Source organism: Neisseria sp., assembly GCF_030527965.1.
Lineage (GTDB): Bacteria > Pseudomonadota > Gammaproteobacteria > Burkholderiales > Neisseriaceae > Neisseria.
Map to the genome: position 1 here is coordinate 21,000 of NZ_JAUMZU010000004.1, position 16,598 is coordinate 37,597.

Annotated in this window: 13 protein-coding genes; 3 read left to right on the forward strand and 10 right to left on the reverse strand. The window is 44.4% G+C overall.

Features of this window, described 5'->3' with window-relative positions:
* Nucleotides 1–164: 164 nt before the first annotated feature.
* Both gnd and lpxC read right to left on the reverse strand, forming a co-directional pair.
* A complete protein-coding gene (gene gnd / locus Q4A84_RS02730) occupies nucleotides 165–1,613 on the reverse strand; it encodes a decarboxylating NADP(+)-dependent phosphogluconate dehydrogenase (RefSeq protein WP_303087398.1) in 1,449 nt (482 codons plus the stop codon).
* Nucleotides 1,614–2,010: 397 nt separating this feature from the next.
* Nucleotides 2,011–2,931 carry a UDP-3-O-acyl-N-acetylglucosamine deacetylase gene (gene lpxC / locus Q4A84_RS02735; RefSeq protein WP_303087399.1) on the reverse strand — a complete coding sequence of 307 codons (921 nt, stop codon included), beginning with the start codon at nucleotides 2,929–2,931 and terminating at the stop codon, nucleotides 2,011–2,013.
* 549 nt (nucleotides 2,932–3,480) lie between these two features.
* Between lpxC and gap the strand changes: the two genes are divergently transcribed.
* The 3 genes from gap to ftsY all read left to right on the forward strand — a co-directional run bounded on the left by gap (nucleotide 3,481) and on the right by ftsY (nucleotide 6,419).
* Nucleotides 3,481–4,488 (forward strand): type I glyceraldehyde-3-phosphate dehydrogenase, encoded by a 1,008-nt coding sequence (gene gap, locus Q4A84_RS02740; RefSeq protein ID WP_303087400.1) that lies wholly within the window; start codon nucleotides 3,481–3,483, stop codon nucleotides 4,486–4,488.
* A 341-nt stretch (nucleotides 4,489–4,829) separates the two neighbouring features.
* On the forward strand, nucleotides 4,830–5,045 hold the full coding sequence (locus Q4A84_RS02745; protein ID WP_303087401.1) for a hypothetical protein: 216 nt from the start codon (nucleotides 4,830–4,832) through the stop codon (nucleotides 5,043–5,045).
* Nucleotides 5,046–5,192: 147 nt separating this feature from the next.
* Nucleotides 5,193–6,419, forward strand: coding sequence for a signal recognition particle-docking protein FtsY (gene ftsY / locus Q4A84_RS02750; RefSeq protein WP_303087402.1), 1,227 nt, complete (start codon nucleotides 5,193–5,195; stop codon nucleotides 6,417–6,419).
* Nucleotides 6,420–6,482: 63 nt separating this feature from the next.
* Here the strand turns inward: ftsY and Q4A84_RS02755 are convergent, their stop codons facing one another.
* The 8 genes from Q4A84_RS02755 to tsaA all read right to left on the reverse strand — a co-directional run bounded on the left by Q4A84_RS02755 (nucleotide 6,483) and on the right by tsaA (nucleotide 16,503).
* The gene (locus Q4A84_RS02755; protein ID WP_303087403.1) at nucleotides 6,483–7,226 is read right to left on the reverse strand and encodes an ABC transporter ATP-binding protein; all 744 of its coding nucleotides are present in this window, start codon (nucleotides 7,224–7,226) and stop codon (nucleotides 6,483–6,485) included.
* Between the two features lies 1 nt (nucleotide 7,227).
* Nucleotides 7,228–8,160, reverse strand: coding sequence for an iron ABC transporter permease (locus tag Q4A84_RS02760; RefSeq protein WP_303087404.1), 933 nt, complete (start codon nucleotides 8,158–8,160; stop codon nucleotides 7,228–7,230).
* 65 nt (nucleotides 8,161–8,225) lie between these two features.
* Nucleotides 8,226–9,014 (reverse strand): hemin ABC transporter substrate-binding protein, encoded by a 789-nt coding sequence (locus Q4A84_RS02765; protein WP_303087405.1) that lies wholly within the window; start codon nucleotides 9,012–9,014, stop codon nucleotides 8,226–8,228.
* 48 nt (nucleotides 9,015–9,062) lie between these two features.
* Nucleotides 9,063–10,088 carry a ChuX/HutX family heme-like substrate-binding protein gene (locus tag Q4A84_RS02770; protein WP_303087406.1) on the reverse strand — a complete coding sequence of 342 codons (1,026 nt, stop codon included), beginning with the start codon at nucleotides 10,086–10,088 and terminating at the stop codon, nucleotides 9,063–9,065.
* 49 nt (nucleotides 10,089–10,137) lie between these two features.
* Nucleotides 10,138–10,941, reverse strand: coding sequence for a ChaN family lipoprotein (locus Q4A84_RS02775; protein WP_303087407.1), 804 nt, complete (start codon nucleotides 10,939–10,941; stop codon nucleotides 10,138–10,140).
* Nucleotides 10,942–11,036: 95 nt separating this feature from the next.
* Nucleotides 11,037–13,184: a TonB-dependent receptor gene (locus Q4A84_RS02780; RefSeq protein ID WP_303087408.1), complete on the reverse strand. Its 2,148-nt coding sequence runs from the start codon at nucleotides 13,182–13,184 to the stop codon at nucleotides 11,037–11,039.
* 436 nt (nucleotides 13,185–13,620) lie between these two features.
* A complete protein-coding gene (locus tag Q4A84_RS02785) occupies nucleotides 13,621–15,666 on the reverse strand; it encodes a M3 family metallopeptidase (protein ID WP_303087409.1) in 2,046 nt (681 codons plus the stop codon).
* A gap of 156 nt (nucleotides 15,667–15,822) precedes the next feature.
* The gene (gene tsaA / locus Q4A84_RS02790) at nucleotides 15,823–16,503 is read right to left on the reverse strand and encodes a tRNA (N6-threonylcarbamoyladenosine(37)-N6)-methyltransferase TrmO (RefSeq protein ID WP_303087410.1); all 681 of its coding nucleotides are present in this window, start codon (nucleotides 16,501–16,503) and stop codon (nucleotides 15,823–15,825) included.
* Nucleotides 16,504–16,598: the final 95 nt, after the last annotated feature.

Here is a 16,598-nt window from a genome sequence, read left to right on the forward strand (position 1 = left end):
TATTTATTTTTTAGATTGATATTTAAATTTTTATATTTAAACATAAAACGTTTAATCATTCTGTTTGCATAATTTAACCGATTTTCACCCATAAGGAAATGCCTGTCTGAAAATGATTTTCAGGCAGGCATATTCAAACAGATATGGATTAAGCTGATAACGCTTTAAACGTCATAAGTAGTCGATGCCGCATCGCCACCCTTACCGGTCCAATTGGTGTGGAAAAACTCACCCCGCGGTTTGTCGGTACGCTCATACGTATGAGCACCGAAATAATCGCGCTGAGCTTGTAACAAATTGGCAGGCAGGCGCTTGCTGCAATAAGCGTCAAGGAACGTAATGGCGGAAGCCATGCAGGGCATCGGCAAGCCAGTTTCAACCGCTTTGGCCACCACCCTGCGCCAAGCCGGCAGACATTGCTCAAGAATGCCTTTGAAATAAGGATCCGCACCGAGAAACACCAAATCAGGATTGGCTTCATAAGCATCGCGGATATTGCCTAAAAACGCACTGCGGATAATGCATCCTTCACGCCATAAAAGAGCAGTTTTTCCGTAATTCAGGGCCCAGTCATTGGTTTCGCTGGCTTCTCTGATCAACATAAAGCCTTGGGCATACGAAATAATTTTGGAAGCTAACAACGCTTGGCGCAAATCCGCCACCCATTTCACCTTATCGCCTTCTATCGCAACCGTTGTTTTGCCAAACAAACGCGACATTTCTTCGCGTTGCTCTTTAAATGCAGAAACGCAACGGGCAAAAACCGCTTCTGTAATTAAAGTCAGCGGAATGCCTAGATCCAAAGCATTGATGCCGGTCCATTTCCCAGTGCCTTTCTGGCCTGCGGTATCCAGAATTTTTTCTACCAGCGCATCACCGTTTTGATCTTTAAAGCCCAGAATATCAGCGGTAATCTGAATCAGATAAGAATCCAGCTCGGTTTTATTCCACTCACTAAAGGTTTGGTGCATTTCCTCGTAAGACATACCCAAACCGTCTTTCATAAATTGATAGGCTTCGCAAATCAGCTGCATATCGCCGTATTCAATACCGTTATGCACCATTTTTACAAAATGTCCCGCACCTTCGCGGCCAACCCAATCGCAACATGGCTCACCTTGCGGCGTTTTAGCGGCAATCGCCTGCAAAATGGGTTTCACGGCAGGCCAAGCCGCTTCACTGCCGCCCGGCATAATGGAAGGCCCGTTGCGGGCACCTTCTTCTCCGCCCGATACGCCGGTTCCGACGAATAAAATGCCTTTTTCAGCTAAAGCCTTGGTTCGGCGGGTTGAATCGGGGAAATTGGCATTGCCACCGTCAATAATAATATCGCCCTTATCCAACAATGGCACCAGCTGGCTGATGAATTCGTCTACCACCGAGCCTGCCCGTACCATCAGCATGATTTTACGGGGCTTTTCCAATTTATCTACCAAATCCTGCAAAGAATATGCACCAATGATATTGGTATTTTTAGCCGCACCGTTAAGAAAATCATCCACTTTAGATGTCGTACGGTTAAAGGCCACCACTTTGAAGCCTTTGTCATTCATGTTCAAAATCAAGTTTTGGCCCATTACGGCCAAGCCGATTACACCGATATCGCCTTTCATTGGTTTTCCTTAAATTTGTGAAGCCATAACTGTTTCAGAAACATTAATCTATTATCAGCATTTGGCTTGTTGCAACTATTTTTCAAATTTCGCTACTTTACCCCATTCAGCAAGGAAATAACAATCTTTACCTTAACTTTTTCCTCTTTTTTAGAATTAAATTTCTCTTATTTTATTTATTAAAAAATGATGATTAAGATGAACAAAAGTCTTTTTTGTGGGTAAGCTTATATATCCCTTTAAAATAAAAAACTTATCTAAAGGCAATGCTTTGGAAAACACTTGTGGTTTAATTGGAAAAATGAGGATAACTTTTCTGCTTTTCTCTAATTTCGTGGATAACTTTGGAAAAGTATTAAAAAATACCTGTCTGAAAAATTCAGACAGGTATTTTACTCTAAGCGGCATCCAACCTTAAACTGTGAAAAGCGGAAGGCAATTCTTCGTCTTGTTTAAACTCTATCCATTCATAGGAAGTATCGTCTTCCAGAATTTTGCGCAACAAGGCATTATTAATGGCGTGGCCGGATTTATAACCCTCAAATGCCCCGATAATCGGGTGCCCTAGAATATATAAGTCGCCGATGGCATCAAGAATTTTATGGCGAACAAATTCATCCGGATAACGCAGACCGTCAGGATTCAATATATCGGTGTCGTCGATTACAATTGCATTAGAAAGATTGCCACCCAAACCCAAATTATGCGAACGCATCATTTCCACTTCCTGCATAAAGCCAAAAGTACGAGCTCGAGCAATTTCTTCTATATAAGATTTACCGGCAAAATCAATTTCAAAACGAGGATTGCTGCGATTGAACACAGGATGATCAAACTCAATGGTTAATGCGACTTTAAAACCATTATAAGGCGTGAATTTTACCCATTTTCCTTGTTCGCGAACTTCTACTTCTTTCAAAATCCGCAAGAATTTTTTTTGGGCCTTTTGGTCTACGATACCCGCGTCTTGCAAAAGATAGATAAAAGGCAAGCTGGAACCGTCCATAATCGGAATTTCCGGCGCATTCAGCTCTATCAAAGTGTTATCCACACCATAAGCAGCCAGAGCCGACATAATGTGCTCAATCGTTCCGACACGCACGCCTTGTTCAGTTACCACGGTAGAAGAAAGGCGCGTATCATTAATCAGATAAGGAGAAAGTTTAATAATTTCACCCTGTTCGCCTTGTAAATCGGTACGGCGAAAGGCAATACCACTGTTTTCAGGAGCAGGATGCAAGGTTAGGGAAACCCGCTCTCCTGAATGCAAACCTACGCCTGTAGCACGAACGGAAGCGGCAAGCGTGCGCTGTAACATATGTTTTCCTTATTAAGGTTTTCTTTCCATGCCATCATACGGGAAAACCATGCATGGCAACATTGAATTTGTTTATGGATAAAGTAAGTTTATCAATACCCTTTTCCAGTTCCAAGCTATTTTGCTCAATTTTCTACACAGCTTTTCTTTATTTTTTTCCATGCTTTTTTCCTAGGGTTTTCCCCTGATTTTTAGGTAAACTTAGTTTTTGATTTTTTTAATGAAAATACTATTTATCCACAGAATTTTTTTACTTTAAAGGATGCTTTCTTCATTATTATCTTTTTTATATAAAAATCAAAGTTTAAAAACTTATTAAAAAACTGATTTTAATCAGATTTGTCTAAACAAAAGCATGTAATTTTAGGTAGTAATAAGGAAATATGATAAAAAGACTATCAACCCAGCCCGGTATGATTTTTTCATCTGTAAGTTACAGATAACTGCCATACTGACAATAGCTGCTTATTCAAGCGGTTTGCTGATAATACCTTGATAATTAAATATTTACGCTTTTAATAAAACTTAAATTTCAGATAGGAGTTAGAAATGAGCATCAAAGTAGCGATTAATGGTTTTGGCCGTATCGGTCGTTTGGCATTGCGCCAGATTATTAAAACTGAAGGTATCGAAGTAGTAGCGATTAATGATCTAACTCCGGCTGATATGTTGGTTCATTTATTCAAATACGATACTACTCAAGGCCGTTTTCAAGGCACCGTCGAATTAAAAGAAAATGCTGTGATTGTTAACGGCAAAGAAATCAAAGCATTTGCCAATGCCAATCCTGAAGAGCTGCCGTGGGGTCAATTAGGCGTAGACGTAGTATTGGAATGTACCGGTTTCTTTACCAGCAAAGAGAAAGCCGAAGCTCACATTCGTGCGGGTGCTAAGAAAGTAGTTATTTCTGCTCCCGGTGGCAATGATGTGAAAACCATTGTATTCAATGTTAACCAAAACACATTAGATGGCAGCGAAACTGTGATTTCAGGCGCTTCTTGCACAACCAACTGCTTGGCGCCTATGGCTGCCGTATTGCAAGAAAAATTTGGTGTGGTAGAAGGTTTGATGACCACAATTCACGCTTACACCGGCGATCAAAATACCCTTGATGCACCGCATCGCAAAGGCGATTTCCGCCGTGCCCGTGCTGCTGCTCAAAATATTGTGCCCAACAGCACTGGTGCTGCAAAAGCGATCGGATTGGTTATTCCCGAGCTTAACGGCAAACTTGACGGCTCTGCGCAACGGGTTCCTGTTGCAACAGGTTCCTTAACCGAATTGGTAACTGTTTTGGATAAAAAGGTAACCAAAGAAGAAGTTAATGCTGCGATGAAAGCGGCGCAAAATGAATCTTATGGTTATACGGAAGAACCGTTGGTTTCTTCTGATGTTATTGGTATGAAATTCGGCTCTCTTTTCGATGCCACTCAAACCCGCGTGTTGACCGTGGGCGATAAACAACTGGTAAAAACCGTTGCTTGGTACGATAACGAAATGTCTTATACTTGCCAATTGGTACGAACCCTCAAGTATTTTGCCGGTTTGATTAAATAAAAGCAGATGTTTTTAGGTAAAAAAGCCTGTCTGAAACCAATTTTCAGACAGGCTTTTTTTTATGGATTTATACCGGTTATCAAGACTAAACGGTATATTTTTTGTATAAACGGCACATTTTTAAAAAATAAATAATTAATAAAATCAATAATATGATTCAAATATCAAAAAATAATAGCCGTTTGTCTGTTTTCAATAATAGAAACATAGGCTAGAATGCAATCCAACAAATAAGAAATAATTTCAATTAAGATTATTAAAAAATTTTACGGGTCGGCAAACGGAATAAGCATAATCGATTTATTCCACGCTGCTTTTATCAGACGAAAAAGGAAAAAATCATGCTAGGCTTTTTATTCAACCGCAAAAGCAATAAAGAACAAGATCATGTTTCAGTTTCCGCACAGTTTGCTGAAAAAAAGAAAACCAGCAGACCTGTGTTGAAAATTCAGGCTGAAGAAATCGGTTTTGACGATAGTGAGTTGGGCTTGAATGTCAGCTTCGACGCTATGCCGATGACTCGCGAGCAAATGCGTAAGCTGGACATGGCTCTGTAAATATCCGCCTGCCTCTTAAATTTATTCGAACCGTTCGGAAAACCTATTTCCGAACGGTTTGTTTTGTTTCAGGCAGGCATACAAATACGGGTGAATTAAGCTACAATAAGCGTTCGATATAAACGGTTAATAAAAAGAGAATACTATATGTTCAGCTTTTTTAAACGCAAGAAAAAAGAAGAGAATACGGAAACGGAACTTGAGGTTGGTTCTGCGGAAAATAACGTAACTGAAACTGAAGTTGTCGATATCCAAGAAAATTCGGCAAATGAAGAAGTTGCGATGGTGAATGAAAATGTGGTTTTGCAGGAAAACCGCGAAATTAGCTCGTCTGTTGGTCAAGCACCGGAATCTGAACTGAAGGCTGAAGAAGTTTTAGTAAAAGAGCCTGTTTTTGAATCTGAAACAACCGATCCCCTTGTGCAAACCGTTGCGCCGGAAGTTTCGCAAGAAGAAAAGCTCAGTTGGGCTGCCCGCTTGAAAAAAGGTTTGACCAAATCGCGGGATCAAATGGCTAAATCGCTTGCCGGTGTGTTTGGCGGCGGCCAGATTGATGAAGATTTGTACGAAGAGCTGGAAACTGTTTTGATAACCAGCGATATGGGTATTGAAGCGACGGAATATCTGATGAAGGACATTCGCCATCGTGTATCGCTTAAAGGTTTGAAAGATGGTGCAGAATTACGGCAAGCGCTGAAAGATGCGATTTATGATTTGCTCAAACCTCTGGAAGCGCCGTTGGAAATTCCGGCAGATAAAAAGCCTTTTGTGATTATGATGGCGGGGATTAACGGTGCAGGGAAAACCACTTCCATCGGCAAACTGGCCAAATATTTTCAATCGCAAGGGAAATCGGTGATTCTGGCGGCAGGCGATACGTTTCGTGCAGCTGCCCGTGAACAGCTTCAAGAATGGGGCGCGCGTAACGGTGTTACGGTTATTTCTCAAGCTAAAGGTGATTCGGCTGCCGTTTGTTTTGATGCGGTTGAAGCGGCCAAAGCGCGCGGCATTGATATTGTGCTGGCTGATACGGCAGGCCGTTTGCCGACGCAGCTTCATTTGATGGAAGAAATTAAAAAGGTTAAACGGGTGCTGCAAAAAGCTTTACCCGAAGCGCCGCATGAAATCATTGTGGTGCTGGATGCGAATATTGGTCAGAATGCGGTCAATCAAGTGGTTGCTTTTGATGATGCGCTCGGTGTAACCGGTTTGATTGTAACCAAGCTTGATGGCACGGCCAAAGGTGGTGTGTTGGCTGCTTTGGCTTCCAGCCGCCCTATTCCGGTGCGTTATATCGGCGTAGGCGAGCGTATTGATGATTTGAGACCTTTTGATGCGCGCGTATTTGTGAATGCGTTGATTGATGAGCATTGAATTGTTGGTATAAAAGCCTGTCTGAAAAACTATATCGGTTTTCAGACAGGCTTTTTATTTTACTTAAAGCGTTTGCGGTTGAAACCAAACTTGATTGTCTTGCGTGTGTTTTAAAATCGGCCAGTTATAAATCCGGCTTAATGTATCGTTGTTCATCACATGCTCGGTTTGGCCGCACTGAACTACTTTTCCCTGATCCATTAATAAAATGTATTCTGCATAGTGGGCGGCGAGATTGATATCGTGCAATACCATAATGACAGTCAAATGATTTTGCGGCAAAGAACGTAAAAAATGCATCAGCCTGTGTTGGTGGCGCACATCGAGGTGATTGGTCGGTTCATCCATCAGTAGCACTTCTGCGCCTTGCAACAGGGCGCGAACGATGGCTGCGCGCTGTTGTTCGCCGCCGCTGAGCGTTTCGATGCGTTTGTTTTGCAGCTCGGTTAAATCGAATTGTGCAAGTAAGTCGAGAGCCTGACCTTTGTCGGCGCGTTTCGGGCGCTGATACCAAGCCAGTTTCGGGTAGCGGCCCATCAGCACATATTCCGATAATGTCATTGGCAGCTGAAATTGCTCATGTTGGCCGACCCAAGCGATTTTGCCTTGGCGCAAAACGGTTTTGATGTTTTCTCCGCACCAGCTTGCTTGCGAATGGCGTAGAAACTGCTTCAGCAAGGTCGATTTCCCTGCACCGTTGGGGCCGATAACGGCGCTGGTGCAGTGGGCGGGGAATTCGGCACGCTGGATTTCCAGAATGGTGCGGCGGCCGGCTTTGACCGTACAGTTTTCAATTAATAAAGACATATCAAACCTGCCTGTCTTTTACAATCAGCCAAAGGAAAAATGGGCCGCCGAGAATAGCAATGACGATGCCTACCGGCAAGTCGATAGGATAAACCACCCAACGGGCGAAGGTATCGGCCGACAGCATAAACAGCGAACCGACAAGTGCGGAAAGCGTAATCAGGCGGGTTCTTCCGCCACCTACCGCCTGAGCCAGCACATTGGGAATCATCATGCCGACAAAACCGATAATCCCCCCCAGTGATACGGCCGCTCCCGTCATTAAGGCAGAACCGATTATGGTTAGAATGCGCGTTGTTTGAACGCTGATGCCCATCGTATGCGCCACTTCGTCGCCAAGTAGCAAGCAATCCAAACGGCGGCCTATCGCCAGCAGCAACAGCAATCCGGCCAACATAACGCTGCCCGCGTATAAGGGGGAAACGAAACCTGCTTCTGAAAAACTGCCGGAAAGCCAAGTCATCGCACTGCGTAAAGCCATATCGTCTGATAAAAACAAAATCAGGCTAACAAGAGCCGCACAGAGCGAGCTGATGACAAAACCCATCACCAGCAAACCCAGCTTACCGCCGCCTACTAAATGGTGCCCGGCAAGAATCAAAATACATACGATAAAAGCACCTAGAAACGCCGCCAGAGGAATACCGATATTCCAGCCCAAAGCAATTGCCAGCACAACCCCCATCGCCGCCCCGCCGGACGTGCCGATCAAGCTCGGATCGGCCAACGGATTTTCAAATAAGGCTTGCAAAGCCGCGCCGCTGGCAGATAATGCGGCACCAACCAGCAATGCAACAAACAGCCGAGGCAGCCGTATTTCCATCAATACGGGATCGGCATTGAAAGGGTTGTTCCAGCCGCCCTCGCCTATGCCGGCGCAAAACCAGAGCAAAACCGCAAACAGAGGCGGCAAAATTAACAGCCATTTTTTCATCGGATGGTTTTTTCGTTCATGAAAGGTTGATACCGGCTTGCCGGCCATTGGTTTTCAGACAGGCATTATTTACCCAAACGGTTTAAGCGGCCGACGATATCGGGCGTATAAAGGCCGTAGCGCATATAATCTTCGGCCTCCCAAAACAGAACGTGTTTGTTTTTAGCAGCGGGGCTGGCGGCAATTTCAGGGCGGGCCAACACTTTGGCAAGACCGCCGATGTTTTTTTCATTGTGCTTGGCAATGATAATTACATCGGGTTTGGCCGTCAGCCAGGCTTCGCGGGAAAAGGGTTTCAGGCCGTCTACCGAAGCGGCTGCGTTTATGCCGCCGGCCAGTTTGATTAAAGTATCGCCCACGGTGTTTTTACCTGAAACATAGCGCCCGTCATAGCTGAGAATATAGCGTTTGCCGGTGGAAGGAAGTTGCTTGATGTTGTTTTTAAAACGCTGCGCCAGCGCCGAGGCTTGCGGCATTTTATTGAGCAATTTGCCGATGCGCTCAAAGCTTTGCTGATATTGTTCCAAAGATTCGGAAGGGATCACGTTTTCGGCGTGCACGCCGGTGCGGTTAATTTGCGCATAAATGCCGTCGGGTTTTGCCATCCAGCTACCGATGACTAAATCCGGCTTTTTCGCCAAAATCGGTTCGGATGAGAAATTGCGGTAAAAACCGATGGTCGGAATGTTTTTATAAACCGGATTGCGGTTGAATTCGTGAATGCCGACCACTTCTTTTTCCGCGCCGATTTGAGCGACGATGTCGGCGACATCGGGTGTTAACACGACGATGCGTTGAGCAAAGCTCGGTATGGCCAACAGAGCCAGTAAAGCTGTAAAAATCTGTTTCTTCATTCGGGGGCCTTTCGTTTTTAATCCATTTTATTCAGGAAAATTGAAAATTTATTTTTTAAACGTTTCTAATGTTTCCGTAATTAAATCACGCCATTGTTGCGGTTCTTCTTCTGCATCGGCCGGTCGGCCGAAAAGCTGGAGTACAAGCTCCCTATTGCTATTATAAGCCTCCAAGCTGTGAACGATGCCGGTGCTGCCCGGACGGCGGACAAACCATACTTCGGCTAAAGCATCGTCCTTTAAATAGAAGCTGAAATGTTCTTCATCTTCATCCAGAATATTCAGATAGCCTTCTGCCCGGCCGACGTGATGCACTTTGCCTGTCTGAATTTGCACCATTCCGCTGTTGTTAACAAAAATCAGTAAAGTGATTCCACGCTGCGCACATTGCTTGAAAATAAATTCAATCGATTCGTTGTTCAATCTTTGAGCATCTTTTTCCGGCGCATATTCCAGCCCTTGTAATCGATCAATGCCGAATTCGGCAAGGATAATGCGGAAATGATGCACATTTTTTAAATTCTGCCATTCTTGTTGATATTCTTGAATTTTTTCTGCCGGCAAGGTTATGGCCTGATATGGCTCTTGCGGCGGGGCTGGCTCGAAAACGGGTTGCTGATTGCTTGAATATTTCTGGCAGAGTTGTTCCCATGCAGGAATTGCCGATTTATCGGTCACGAAAACCTTTTCAATCGCTTTGCCGTAGGCATCGTAAAAATGAAAAGCGTAAGTCTGGTTGGTTTTAACCGCCAGAATGTGTTTCCAGCGTTTTAAAAACAGGCGCAGATCAAGGCCGCCGAGGTTAATTGCGGTTCCCATCATGGGCGAGAGATCGAGATTTTTATACAGCCCTTTTTTTTCATGCAGGGCAACGGAATTCCGAACAGCACTTTTTACTTCGCCGAGCTTTACCAATTCGGGCAAGAAAGCCATGATGTCGCTGCCGAGGTATTGCGTGTCGGAAAAACTGGCGATGAGTTCTCCTTCGCTTACGCCTAATCGGGCAACGGCATCACGCTGGTGTATGCCTTGTTTTTTCAATTCGAGATAGCGTTGATAGAGGGTGTTGGACATAAACATTCCTTTGATTCTTTGAGTTGGCGGCGTGTTAGGTGCGGCTCGCTTAATGTTTTACGGATTGATTCAGATACCAAATATAGTCTCCATGCCCGGGGTCGATATCGCTCTCTTTATCCGTGAGTATGACGACTTTCAGCTTGCTCGGGAACGCGGCATCTTTTAAAAACAAAGGTACGCCAAGGTGTTTCGAGGTATGAATCGAACCGGCCAGCAACCAAGCGGGCTTTGGTGCGGCCATCAAGTTGGCGGTCATAGTATGGTCTTTGAATTGTTGCATGGAAACCAAACCGTCGGTACTGCCGTGATTGGAGTCCATCAGTTCGGCTAAGGTTTTGCGCACTTCAAAATTGCTGCTGTTTTTTCCGTGCGGCATAAAACCGGTTGCCGCAAGGGTTTGGGATCGCGGCGGGTTGGCAGCTAATACTGTGGCAGGCTGCCGCATAATGAAGTTCATCACGCCCGAATAAGCAGTCCAGTCCCATGCTCCGTTCCAATTCATTTTGCCTGCCAGCCTTCGTTCGCTGGTTTTTCCTCCGTTCAAAAGCCATTGCTGCACCTCGGTTACGTCTTTTTGCTGCGAGGCGTCAATCATCTCCAGCAATACCGAGCCTTTGTTCCTTTGCTCTGCTGTTTGCTGCAATAGCCATAGCTCGGCCTCGTGATGTGCGGAGTCGTCATGTTTTTCGCCGATTAATACGATATCGGCTTGTTGCAAAGATGAAATTAAGGCTTCCGGCGTAATATCGTGCCGGGCCGTTGCATCGTAAATTCGCCCCTGAGGAGCCGGCTCGGCATAAGCGAATCCGAGCGTGAAGCTCAGGGCGATAGTAAGCAGTAACTTCTTCATAATAAAAACGTTTCTTTAAATGTTTTGCAAAGCCTGTCTGAAAACGCTTTGAATAAAGCTAAACAATGATTTGCTATTATGCTATTAAAGGAAATTTAGAATTTCAGCGTCAAACCGCCATAAATGGTACGGCCTCTGCCTGTTCCGCTATTGGCATTATTGTCCGGGCCTAAGTTTCCTGTGGCTAATGTACCGCCGCTAAGCGGATAGTTGTAAACACGATTGGTAACATTATCAATATTCAAAAAGAGGCTTAGATTTTTACTGGCTTTATAGATGGCGTATAAGTCGAACAATTTAGGGTTTTTGTCGACTTTATTGACTGCTTGAATGTCTGTATCGATATCTGTTTCGCCGGCAACGGAATCTTTGCCGGTAAAGCTTATCCGCCATCCAACAATGAGGCGGTTATTTAGCCAACGGGTACCAGCATCTATCATCCAAACGCTTTCTGGCTGTGTTCTGATATGGGAAATGCCTAAAGCAGAGAGATAGTCGGGCGGGAAATCTGTTCGAGTTTTACTCCAGCTCATATTGACATAAGCACGGCCGAAATCATAACCGCCCTCCAATTCCCAACCCCGCATATGAGTTGTATCGGGTATGTTTCGGTATACACCTATTGGAGTAAGACGATTTTCATGCGTACCATCAAAATAATCCTCATAACTGCAACGGCTCAAATCTGTATTGCCACACACGTAAAACTGATCTTGTAAAATATAGTTTTTAACCTGATTATTGAAATAGTTTACTTTCATACGCAAAGTATCGTTTTCTGCGAACAAGCCTTGCTTGAAAATATTAAACCCTAAATCGCGGTTGAATGAAGACTCCCCTTTCAGATAGGGGTTAACCGAATAAGGATTGCCTTTATTGTTATTGACATACATAAATTCCTGAACATTCGGGCTGCGGCTGCTTTTGCCTATGTTGGTGTAAAGCTCAAGCCAATCCAATGGCTTGTAACTTATGCCGATACGCGGGTTGACATGGTTTTCTTTTCGATTGAAATGGATGTTACCGCCTTTGGGTAAAATGATGGATCCGTTATCGTCTGTCGGCGGCAGATAACCCCGCAATCCGTATCTTTCATAATGTATTCCGGCTGATAATATCCATTTTCCGGGCTGCCAATTGGCATCAATAAAAGCGCTGTCTAAGTTTTGCTGGCCTTCGACTAAAAGCGATTTATTGGAATGATTGCTGTTATAACGAACACGGGTAATTTTCGTACCGTAATTGAAAGACAAATCGTTCCCGCCTACGTCAAATAAGGTTTGGTTTTTTAATACCAGAGATAAAGCAGGGTTTCGGGTGGTTCGCCCGACATAAGATTCCTGAGAGTTTTCTGCAGATAAAAAGTTTTGCTTCGCTTCGCTATAGGCAATATCTGCATGCAGGTCAACCCAATCCGATAAGGGGTTGTAGCGGTATTTTAATAAGCCCATTTGAGTTTTAACTTCTAACGGGCTGTGGTTATTTAAAAATCTTGCTCTATTGTATAAGTGGCTCAATGTAAAACTGTGGTGGCTATTGGGTTTGATTTGAATTTTGTTTAATGTTCCCCAAGACTTGGAACCACTTTCTGCAGCAACAGAGCTATTGAAATCATCTCCTGCAATCAATTCTCCCGCGCCGTTTTTATAACCGTATTTTCGCTTGCCGCTGATGGCACTTATAAAACCGACACTACCGCCGTTATCTAAATCCAAACGCGAACCGATACCGATCATGCCGTTTTTGCCATAACCATTGCTGCCGCGCCGGTAGGTTGTTTTCACGCCGAAATTTTTACCTTCGGCAACCAAGTCATCCACACCAATGGTGCGGAATTCAGCGCTGCCGGTTAAAGCGTTTATTCCTGATGCTCCGGAAACCGCACCACGGTTAACGTCAATACTTGAAATAAAGTTTTCGTCTATATAAGTCGTGCTGCCGTTCCAGCCGTGTGCAGGGTTCGCTTGATAGAAGGTTTGGCTGACGCCGTCGATTGTTGTGTTTACCCTTCCGAAGCCTTCCAATCCGCGGATATTTACGGCAAAACCGCCTTGTCCGAGATCGTGTTGAGTAAACGTTCCGGGCATGGTGCGGATAATGGTGTTGATATCTTGCCCTAAAACATCATTGTCCCGATGACTGGTGGCAAAAGGTTTTTGAAAAGGTGCATTGGCACGGGAACCTATCACGTTGACGGTGGATACTTCTATTGCAGGCGTGTGGGACGATTGCCCGGACGCCACATAATCTGTTGAAACAGGCGCATTAGGCTTATCTGCATCAGCCCAGCTAAATGCAGGAAAACAATACAAAATAGATAAAAAAACAGGAGATGCTTTGAACATTTTAACCATTAAGAATATTTTTTAAAAAAGAGAATTATAATGATAATTAATCTTATTAAAAAATTACAATGGCTATTTACATAATTTATGAATAGAGAGTTTTATTCTAATTTATTGAATAAAAACAAAAAAAGATAAATTTAAATAATATTAAGCCTGTCTGAAAACAAAAAAATAACGGCCATATTTAAAATATGGCCGGCTTTTATGAAATTTTACTGTAAATAGTTAATTATATTTAAAAGTGATAATAATTGCAATAAAATTGCAATTTCTGGCTGATTTTTCCAAAAATCTTTCAGGTAGGCATTTTTATTCTTAATTTTGAGACGGATTAAGCTGCCTCGTCAAAACCGCTGTGGCGCAACAAGGCGTCGATTTTCGGCTCTCTACCTCGGAAAGCTTTGAAAGAATCCATTGCACTGCGGCTGCCGCCCATAGCAAGAATTTCATTCCAGAATCGGGCTCCGGTTGCTTTGATATCGTCACTTTCTTCAAAAGCAGCGTAGGCATCGGCGCTTAAAACTTCTGCCCATGCGTAGCTATAATACCCGGCAGAATAGCCGCCGGCGAAAATGTGGCCGAAACTGTTGGCGAAACGGTTGAATTCGGGAGGATGAACTACCGCCACTTCCTGCCTTACTTTTTTCAGTGTTTGAGCCCAATCAGCTTGTTTGGCCGGGTCTGTTTCGCCATAAATCAACATATCAAACAAACCGAACTCCATCTGGCGTACGATAAACATGCCGCGTTGGAAGTTTTTGGCCGCCACCATTTTGTCAAACAATTCACGCGGTAACGGCTGTCCGGTTTCTTCATGTTCAGACATTTCCGACAATACATCGTATTCCCATACGAAATTTTCCATAAATTGGCTAGGCAATTCCACGGCATCCCATTCCACGCCGTTGATTCCCGATACGCCCAATTCATCTATGCGTGTGAGCAAGTGATGCAAGCCGTGGCCGGTTTCATGGAATAAGGTCAGGATTTCATCATGCGTTAAGTGCGCTTCTTTACCGTTGACGGGCGGGGTAAAGTTACAAACCAAATAGGCCACAGGGTTTTGTATTTGGCCTGCTTTGTTTTCAGAAAGGAAACGCCGCCGGCCGCGGTAATCGTTCATCCATGCGCCGCCACGCTTTCCTTCGCGGGCGTATAAATCCATGTAAACGCCGCCGATAATCGAACCGCCTTTTTCCAATTCAAAATAACATACGTCGGGATGCCATACGGGTACGGTTTTGGCGATTAAATTAACACCGTATAAGCGTTTGATTTGGGAGAACAAGCCGCTTAATACTTTACCAGCCGGGAAATATTTTTTCACTTCTGTTACGGAAAAAGCATATTTGGCTTCTCGCAATTTTTCGCTGGCGTAAGGTAAATCCCAAGCCTGCGGCTCGCTGATGCCAAGGTTTTCTTTGGCAAAAGATTGAACTTCCGCCAAATCTTTTTCGGCAAAAGGTTTGGCTCGCTTGGATAAATCACGCAAAAACTCGATAACTTGCTCCGGCGATTCGGCCATTTTGGTATAAAGCGATAACTGGGCATAATTGGCAAAGCCGAGCAGTTTGGCTTCTTCTTGTGCAATTTCCAGCCTGCGGGTAATGTTGCCGGTATTGTCCCATTCGGGTTTTCCGAATTCACTGGCGCGGGTGGTGTAGGCACGGTACATTTCGGCACGCAGCTCGCGATCATCGGCATATTGCATTACGGCCAGATAATGCGGCATCTGCAAACCGATTTTGTAGCCTTGTTTGCCTTCGGATTGCGCATCGGCGGCAAACAGGGCTTTGGCATCTTCAGGAATGCCGGTAAGGCGGCTGTCGTCATCCAGATAAATGGAAAAAGCGTCGGTTGCATCCAACACGTTTTGGCTGAATTGTGCGGCCAACTGGGCGCTTTCGGTTTGAAGTTCGGCAAAACGAACTTGCTCTGTTGGCGGTAATTCAGCGCCGCTCAATACGAAATCACGCAAATCATGTTCCAGTTTGGTTTTGCGTGCGGCATCCAATTTATCGAACTCAGGCGAAGCTTTAATGGCTTTAAAGCGTGTATAAAGTTCGATATCTTGGCCGATTTCTGTAAAAAAGGCAGTAACTTCCGGCATTAGCGCATTATATTCCGCGCGTAATTCGGGTGTATCGACCACTGAGTTTAAATGGGAAACGACGCCCCAGATTCGACCGACTTTTTCGGTAATGTCCGTTAGGCGTTCTACTGTGTTGAGCCATGTGGTTTCGGATTGGGCTTTGATTTCTGCAATGGCTTTTTTCGCTTCTTCCATGGCTTTTTGCATGGCGGGTTTGATGTCGGCGGTTTCGATTTCGTTAAAACGCGGTTCATCTGCTAGGTTTAGCAATATATCGTTTTTCATAAGATTCTCACTCTGATGGGGGCAGACGGCCGAATGCCTGTCTGAATGTTAATTAAAATAGGGGCAAAACCAGTAGTTTTCATGATTTTTTGATTGATATTTTCTATCGTGCCGTCTGATGTGGAATAATCGGTTTAATTTCAGATTATTTCATTTTCAGATAGGCATGATGGTTGCAGACAAAACCAATGCCCTATTCTCATTAATTTGAAATTTAATTTCATAATCCGCTATATTCATCACATATACGCGGTCGGGAATATTTTGGTAGGCGGGGCGAGGGTCTTGCGCAATACTTTGGCTGATTAACTTGATTAAAGTTTCAGAAAGCTGTTGTTTTCCGCTGTTTTCATGCCAGTAAACTTCTAATTCGGACGGAGAGCCGGTTACAAAACCGGCCGCGGCATTCGGCTTTGCTTCGGCAAACGGAATATAAGGCTTGATATCGATAATAGGTGTTTGATCCAGCAAATCGGCTCCGCTGCACCAGAGCTTAATACCGTTGTCGATTGTGATTCGCTCGAGTTTGAGCAAAGATAAGCCCAAATGATTGGGCCGATGAGGGCTTCTGGTAGCAAACACGCCTTTTTTTTGTTTGCCGCCTAAGCGCGGCGGGCGGACCAGCGGCGCCCAACCTTCTCCAAGCACATCGTGAAAAATAAAATGCACCCAAATATAATCAAAATCCTGCAAGCCGCGTACGCTGTCGGAATTAAAACGATCATCCAGTACGATACAAACGTTGGCAGCAGGAACCAAGCCCGGTTGGCGGGCAATGCCGAATTTTTGTTTGTAAGGCGATTGAACCGTACCGATGGTTTCTATTGTATAGTGCATGTGGATAAGTTTGTTGAAAAGTTTGGGGAATTGTATCACGCCGAAGAGTGGCTTTTGTTATAATATGCCGGTTTCAGACATTAAGCAGGGATAGC